We start from the raw sequence: 7219 nt of genomic DNA on the forward strand, positions 1-7219 counted from the left end.
GCGCGGCCGCGGCGCCAGACCTCGCGCCGGGATTCGCCGCCGGGCGGGCGGAAGTCCCAGCCGCGGGCTTCGGCGGCGGCCAGGCTCACGGGGTCGCGGGCCCTCAGGGCTGCCAGGGTCTCGCCGGTCCAGCGGCCCCAGTCCTGCTCGCGCAGGCGGGGGTCGGTTGAGATTGGCAGGCCCAAGGCGGCGTCGAGAACCTCGGCGGTGGCCAGCGCCCGGCCCAGATCGCTGCTGAGAATCCGGCTGTAGGGCTGGCCCCGCAGGATCAGCCCCCAGCGCCGGGCCAGGGCCTCGCCGGCGGGCGTCAAGGGGGCGTCGGCCTGCCCCTGGATGCGCTTTTGGGCGTTCCAGACGGTGGGGGCGTGGCGCATCAGGTCGAAAAAAGTGGGTACGCCCGGTGAAGCGTTCATGGGGAAGTCCCGCGGGACCCGGGGGGGCGCTCGGAGGCCGCCAGGCGCGCCAAGACCTGCGCCATGGCGGCATAATTGGTGTTCAGGCGGTGGTTTTGGGCCACGCGGCGGCGGGCCGCCCGGCCCATCTCCCGCCGCCGGGGGGCGTCCGCCAGCAGGGCCGCCAGCGCGGCCTCGAAGGCCGTCTCGTCCAAAGGCGGAACCAGGGTGCCGGTCAGGCCGTCCGCGACCACTTCGGGCACCCCACCGTCGGCGTAGGCCACCACCGGCAGGCCGCAGGCCTGGGCCTCCAGGTAGACCATCCCTAAAGATTCGCGGATTCCGGGAAAGGCGAACAGGTCACCGGCGCTATAGAAACGGTAGAGGCGCTCGCGGGGAATTTGTCCGGTAAAGACCACCGCCTCGGCCAGCTCACGGCGGGCCAGGGTCTCCAGCCGCGGCCGCTGGCGGCCGTCGCCGGCGATCGCCAGGAAAAGGGGGCGGCCGCTGCGGCGCAGGCGGCCGCAGGCCCGGATGACCGTTTCCAGGCCGGCGGTTTTGACCCCCTGCCGGAACATGGCCGCGGTCGCGACCACCGGTCTTTGGCCCACGCTCCAATCCGTGCGCAGCCGCTCGCGGGCGGCGGGGTCGAACCCGAAGGCCTCGGGCGCGATCCCCGGCCGCACGTAGCTCAGCCGGTGGACGGGCAGCAGCCGTCGCAGGTTGACGAGGTCCTCGCGGCGGTTGGAAAACACGTGGTCGGCGGCCAAGAGGGCCCGTTGGTTGAGCTGGAAGCCCGGCCAGGTGGCGAGCTTGCGGCGCCGCCGGGTGGAGTAGATGCCCTGGAAGATTACGTAGGGGACCTCCGCGGGTACCGCCACGGCGGGGCCGAGGAGGTCCGGGGCCTTGTAGTAGCTGTGGTAGGTGAGCCACAGGTCGGGCCGGAAGCGCTCCAGCCGGCGCCGGGCGCGCCCCAGCGCCCGCAGCGCCGCCGGCCAGCGCCAGGGTTGCCGGAAAATCCAGCGGCAGCGCAGGCTGCTGGCCGTCTGCAGCCGGTGGCCCTGCTGCGCCAGAAAGCGGTAGAGGCCGGCTGCGATCACCTGGTCCCCGGAGGGGTTGGGGTGGTCCAGGGGCTTGAAGGGCGCGTAGAAGAGGATCCGCACGGGGTTTAATACCCGCCGGCAGGCCGCTGCCCAAAGCCGTTCATGCCCGCGCGGTAGACCGCAGCCAGGCGCTGGACCAGGACGCGGTTGTCGAACCCGGTTCTAACCTGCTGCCGGCCGGCGTGAATCACCCGCCGGCGCAGGGGCTGGTCGGTCAGCAGGCGGGTCATGGCGCCGGCCAGGGCCGCCGGGTCGCGCGGCGGCACCAGCAGCCCGCTTTGCCCGTGGCGCACCAGCTCGGGGATGGCCGAGATCCGGGTCGCCACCACCGGGACCCCCATGGCCATGGCCTCCAGCAGGACGTTGGGGATCCCGTCGCGGTCGCCGTTGTGGGCCACCTCGCAGCCCAGGACCAGCAAGTCGGCGCGGCGGTAGTGGGCCAGGACGGTCTCGTGGGGCAGGGTGCCCAATAGTTCTGCGTCGGCGCCCAGCCCCAGCTCGCGGATCAGGGCCAGGATCGCCTGGCGGTCCTCGCCGTCGCCGATCAGGGTGTGGCGCAGGCGCAGGCCCTGGTCCCGCAGGCGCCGCAGGGCGCGGTAAACCGTGGGCAGGCCCTTTTTGGCGGTCAGGCGCGCCACCGACAGCAGGCGGTAGGGCTGCGCGGGCGGCTCGGCTCCGACTTCCGGGGCGTCGCTGGCGAACAGGCGCGTGTCGATCCCGTGGTAGATGCAGTGGATCGGCGTGCGGCCGTCGGAGAGTCGCAGCAGGTGGCGGCGGTTGTAGCCTGTGCAGGTGACCACGAAGCGCGCCAGGGCGATCTTTTCCCGGAGCTGGCGGGCATCGGAGGTGTAGATGTCCTTGGCGTGGGCCGTGAAGCTGAAGGGCAGCCCGCTCAGGCGGCTGGCGAAGAGCGCCACAGAGGCCGGCGAGTGGGCGAAATGGGCGTGCAGGTGGGTGACGCCGCTTTTCGGCAGCAGGCGGTCCACCAGGTAGCCGGCCTGCAGCAGGTGTTTGAGGGTCGCCGACCGGCGGGTCCGCAGAAAGCGGCGCAGGGCGGTCCCCAGGGCGCACCGCATGGTGGCCGGGCGGCGGGCGGCCAGCCGGCCGCTGTGGAAGAGCAGGCGCGGCAGGGGTGCCAGCAGGGTCTCGGGCAGGTAGTCCACCTTGGCCCTTATGCGGCCCACGCTCTCGTGGCAGAACGCCTCCCGCGGCTGCCGCATGGAAAAGATGTGGACCTTGAATCCGAGTTCCTCCAGCAGGAGGATTTCGTTTGAGATGAATGTTTCCGAGATGCGCGGGAAGCCTTTGAGGATCATCCCCAGAACCGGCGCGGTGGTTTCAGGCATGAGGGGCTGTCCTGAAAGCCTCCAGCCGCTGGCGCATGCTGTCGAAGGCGGTCAGCTGAAAGCGGGCCATGGCGGCCTGGTAGGGTTCGGGGTGGGCCAGGAGCGCCGCCACCTTGGCGCCCAGTTTGGCGGGGGTGCAGTCGTACCAGGGGATGAAGTCCAGCAGCTGCTGGCGTTTTAGCACCTCGGCCCGGATGAGCTGCTCGCGCCGCGGCGTTTCGCGCGGAACGATGAGCGAGACGGTCCCCTGGGAGAGAATTTCGCAGGCCGTGTTGTAGCCCCCCATGCAGACCACCAGGTCGGCGCCGGCGATGATCTCCTCCATACGGCGATAGAACTGCCAGCAGCGGACCCCCAGGCGCCGGGCGCGCTGGAAGATCTCCTCCTTCTGTGCCCTGGGCAGAAACGGGCCGGTGATCAGTACGCTTTTAAAGTTCGGCTGGCCCGGCCTCAGCCCCTCCAGCATGCCCAGATAGGTGTCCAGCACGCGGTAGCCGTCGCCGCCGCCGCCGGTGGTGACCACCACCAGCTTCTCCCCGGGCCGGATGCCGTGCTTTTTGCGGATGCTGCAGACCGCCTCGCGGGCCGGCACCCGCCGGGGAATGTAGCCGGTGAACTGCATCTTGCGGCTGAGCGATTCCGACAGGCCGTATTCGGCGATGGGGTCGTAGAATTCCCGCAGGCCGTAAACCCAGATCTCGCTGTAGAGGTTTTCCAGCTGGTCGTAGACCCCCTTGCGGGTCCAGTCCTTGCGGACGCTGGCGGCGTCGTCCATGATGTCGCGCAGGCCCAGGATGGTACGGGTCTGGGGCATGCAGCGGCGCAGCCACTGAAGGGTGGGCAGGACTTCCTTTTTGAGCCCCAGGGGCTCCTTGTCGACGATGAAGAGGTGTGGCTGGAAGGTCTTGGCAGTGGCCGTGATGATGTTCTTGCGGATCGCCAGGGCGTGGCGTGGGTTGATTTTAATCGAAAGCGGCTGGTATTCCTCGTTGGTCTTTTTGATCATGCCCGGGATGCGGACGAAGTCGATATATTCCGGAAAGGCGAAGCGGCCCACGATGGGCGAGCCGGTCAGGATCAGGATGTTGACCTGCGGGCTGCGCAGATGGGAGGCAATGGCCATGGTCCGGCGGATGTGCCCCAGACCGTAGGTGTCGTGGGAGTACATCAGGATTTTGTAGATGGAATTTTTTCCCATTTTCCGCGGGGCCGCCGCGGCCCCCATCGCATGGCACCGCTTCCTGGATTTCAGTTCTGCCGCAGGGGTAACCTTCCAGGAAAATTGACAGTTCCGTAAAAAACCCAATTTCCGCGTTGCGCTGCATCTCGAAGTCGCTGCGGCGTACAGGTGTACGCCTCACTCCTCGAGATTTGCGCGCCTTGAACTTGGCTTTTTTACGAAACTGTCTGGTTTTTGGCTTTTTTCCGGTTCATCAAGATTGGTATAACGTTTATGCTGCCGTCCCGCCTGATGTGATCGATGGGCTGTTTTGCACGCCGCGACTATAGGAATATCCCTCCTCGCAAGTCAAGGGATTTCCCGTTTGGCCGCCGCCGCCGGCCCTGATTCGGGGATGGACAAGGGCTCGGCGCTGTGCCAGACTGAAAACCGTCCGAAAATGGTGATTCCTGCGATTTTAACCGTCGCAGTATAGAGGCGCTTTGACCATGACTTCCTTTTCCACCGACGGCGATCCCGGGGCGGCGCTTGAAATCCTGGACCGCTTCTTTGAGGGCGTGGACCGCGGCCGGCTCTTCGAAAACCCCGGCAGCGGGGGATTTGGCGAACTGCGCAGCCGGCTCTGGGAGGCGCTCTACCTGCTGCTGGTCTGGCAGCGCCCTTACTTGGAGGCCGCCCGCGGGCTGGATTGGCCTTACGCGGCGCTTGAGCGGCGGCGGGCCTGGTTCGAGCGGCATGCCGCCGGCGACCCGGCCGGGACCGCGGGCCGCGAGGCGCGTCTCTTTCTCGCCCTGCTGCCCTTTCGCGGCCAGTGGCGCCGGCTGTTGGAAGTCCAGCGCGGGATGCCGGCGCACCCCGAGATCCGTGCCCTGGTGGGCCGCGAAGCGCGGCGGGCGGCGGCCAAGCTGGCCAAAAAAGCCCAGAAGCGCTACAAGCTGCGGCACTTCCTGCAGGTCCTCAAAAAACCGCAGCTGCCGGCGGCCAAGGGCATCCTGCGGATCTTCTCCCTGCCCTACCTCTTCCTGCATCCGGGGCTGCTGGAAAAGCTTTCCAGAAAATATTTGCTCTACGTCGAGCCGCCCTGGGGGGTGATCTTCCGCCACACCTGGCTGCGGGTCTTCGCCGCCGCCGCGGCGCCATGCCTCTTCGGCCTCGGGGGCCCCGAAGACCGCGCCTTTTTGGACGGCCAAGATGGCATTCTGACCACCCCGCTGTGCCACGGGGACTTTCTGGACGACCCGCCCCTTGACGCGGCGCCCGCGGCCCCCGCTTTCGACCTGGTCTTCAACGCCAGCTTCGATGAGATGCCCCGCAAGCGCCACGCCTTTCTGTTGAACGCGCTGCAGCAGCCGGAGCTGCGGGACGTGACGGCGCTTTTCATCGGCCGCGGCAGCGATGGCAACGTCAGCCGGGCGGCGGCGGCCATCCGGGCCGCTGGGCTGGCCGACCGGGTCGCCCTGCGGGCCAACCTGCTGCGGCGCGAGGTGCCCGCCGCGCTGCAAGAGGGGCGCCTGGGGGCTCAGGTGTCGCTCCACGAGAACGGCTGCCGCAGCGTCTTCGAGCATTTCCGGGCGGACCTCCCCTGCGTGGCCACAAGCGCCATGGCCGGCATGGACCCGGCGATCTTCAACCCGGCCACCGGGCGGATGGTGCCGGATGCCGCGCTCGTCGGGGCGCTGCGGGCGGCGCTGGACCACCCGGGGGCCTTCGCCCCGCGGCGCTGGTTTCTCGAAAACTCCGGCGCCGAAAACGCCAGCCGCGCCCTCAACGCGACCTTCAAGGCGATCTTCCGGGCGCAGGGCTGGCCCTGGGGCGGTGACATCGTGCCGCTTGGCAGCAGCGGCGCCTCGCGCTACCTGGACCCGGGCGATTACGCGGCTTTCAAGCCCCAGTTCGCCGAGCTGCTGGCCCTTTTTCGCAGCCTGCCCGGGCTGCCGATCCGGCTGGCCGAGAACTAAGGCCCCCGCCGCGGGGCCGCCAAGCCCTGAAAAACCTTGACGAATCGTGAAATTTTGTTCAGGAATGACCGGGTCATCAACTACGGCCGGTTTTTCCTTAGAGTTACTTTTCTTGTGCGGACAAGAAAAGTAACCAAAAGAAACCGCCCGCGCCCCGGGGCCCTTCGGGCTGCCCTGCGCTTCTCGCAGCCGGCGGGCCCTGTGGAACTCGCTGGCGCTCAGACAGCCACAGGGCCTCTATCGCCCGCCGCTGCGATGCTCGGCCCGGGACGACGGGTCTCAAACCGGCAGCACCGCGCCGGAAGCGGACTGCGTCAAGCGCAGCCCCCAATTTCCTTTGCGTCCTCTGCGCCGCGAGCGCAGCGGGCGGTGAACGCTTTTGGCTGCCGCCACCATGAGGAGTAAAATGGAATTCGAAGCCGTCATCGGGCTGGAGGTCCACGCCCAGCTCAAAACCAGGACCAAAATCTTCTGCGGCTGCTCAACCGCCTTCGGTGCGCCGCCCAACACGCACACCTGCCCGGTCTGCCTGGGCATGCCGGGGGTCCTGCCGGTGCTCAACCGCCAGGTGGTGGTCTATGCCATGCGCATGGCGCTCGCCACCGGCTGCACCATCGCCGCCGAAAGCCGCTTCGCCCGCAAGAACTACTTCTACCCGGACCTGCCCAAGGGCTACCAGATCTCCCAGTACGAACTGCCCATCGCGGCCGGTGGGCACGTGGACATCACTCTTGACGGCCGGACGCGGCGCATCGGGATCACCCGCATCCACATGGAGGAGGACGCCGGCAAGCTGACCCACGACCCGGACCGGCCCTTCAGCCGGGTGGACCTCAACCGCGCCGGGGTGCCGCTGATCGAGATCGTCAGCGAACCCGACCTGCGCACCCCCGCCGAGGCCGGCGCTTACCTGCGGCAGCTGCGCGCCATCCTGCGCTACCTGGACATCTGCGACGGCAATATGGAGGAGGGCAGCTTCCGCTGCGACGCCAACGTCTCCATCCGGCCGGCGGGCACGGCGGCCCTGGGGACCCGCACCGAGCTCAAGAACCTCAACTCCTTCAAGCACGTGGAGAAGGCCATCGCCTACGAAATCGCGCGCCAGCAGGAGTGCGTGGGCGACGGCGGCGCGGTGGTGCAGGAAACCCGGCTCTGGGACCCCGACCAGAACCGCACACCCCCATGCGCGGCAAGGAGGAGGCCCACGACTACCGCTACTTCCCGGACCCCGACCTGCTGC

The 7219-nt window shown here is 68.4% G+C and carries 5 protein-coding genes and 1 pseudogene; 2 read left to right on the top strand and 4 right to left on the bottom strand.

The window, feature by feature from the left end; genetic code table 11:
• The 4 genes from LJE63_09600 to LJE63_09615 form a co-directional block, all read right to left on the bottom strand.
• A partial coding sequence (locus tag LJE63_09600) for a histidine phosphatase family protein (protein ID MCG6906869.1) occupies positions 1-413 on the bottom strand: 413 nt, incomplete at its 3' end.
• A complete protein-coding gene (locus LJE63_09605) occupies positions 410-1555 on the bottom strand; it encodes a glycosyltransferase family 4 protein (protein MCG6906870.1) in 1146 nt (381 codons plus the stop codon). The genes LJE63_09600 and LJE63_09605, both read right to left, overlap by 4 nt.
• Positions 1556-1560: 5 nt before the next feature.
• The gene (locus LJE63_09610) at positions 1561-2841 is read right to left on the bottom strand and encodes a glycosyltransferase (GenBank protein ID MCG6906871.1); all 1281 of its coding nucleotides are present in this window, start codon (positions 2839-2841) and stop codon (positions 1561-1563) included.
• Positions 2834-4039: a glycosyltransferase gene (locus LJE63_09615; protein ID MCG6906872.1), complete on the bottom strand. Its 1206-nt coding sequence runs from the start codon at positions 4037-4039 to the stop codon at positions 2834-2836. The genes LJE63_09610 and LJE63_09615 overlap by 8 nt, the downstream gene beginning before the upstream one ends.
• A 470-nt stretch (positions 4040-4509) precedes the next feature.
• Here LJE63_09615 and LJE63_09620 point away from each other — a divergent pair, with 470 nt between their 5' ends.
• Together LJE63_09620 and gatB are read left to right on the top strand one after the other, a co-directional pair.
• Entirely contained in the window at positions 4510-5979 is a 1470-nt protein-coding gene (locus LJE63_09620) for a hypothetical protein (protein MCG6906873.1), read from the top strand.
• Between the two features lie 406 nt (positions 5980-6385).
• Positions 6386-7219, top strand: a pseudogene (gene gatB / locus LJE63_09625) (Asp-tRNA(Asn)/Glu-tRNA(Gln) amidotransferase subunit GatB).

Source organism: Desulfobacteraceae bacterium, from assembly GCA_022340425.1.
In the GTDB taxonomy this organism is placed as follows: Bacteria; Desulfobacterota; Desulfobacteria; order Desulfobacterales; family JAABRJ01; genus JAABRJ01.

Coding starts and splice junctions, on each gene's coding strand:
- LJE63_09610 (MCG6906871.1), bottom strand. CDS start 2,841: ATGCCTGAAACCACCGCGCCGGTTCTGGGGATGATCCTCAAAGGCTTC.
- LJE63_09615 (MCG6906872.1), bottom strand. CDS start 4,039: ATGGGAAAAAATTCCATCTACAAAATCCTGATGTACTCCCACGACACC.
- LJE63_09620 (MCG6906873.1), top strand. CDS start 4,510: ATGACTTCCTTTTCCACCGACGGCGATCCCGGGGCGGCGCTTGAAATC.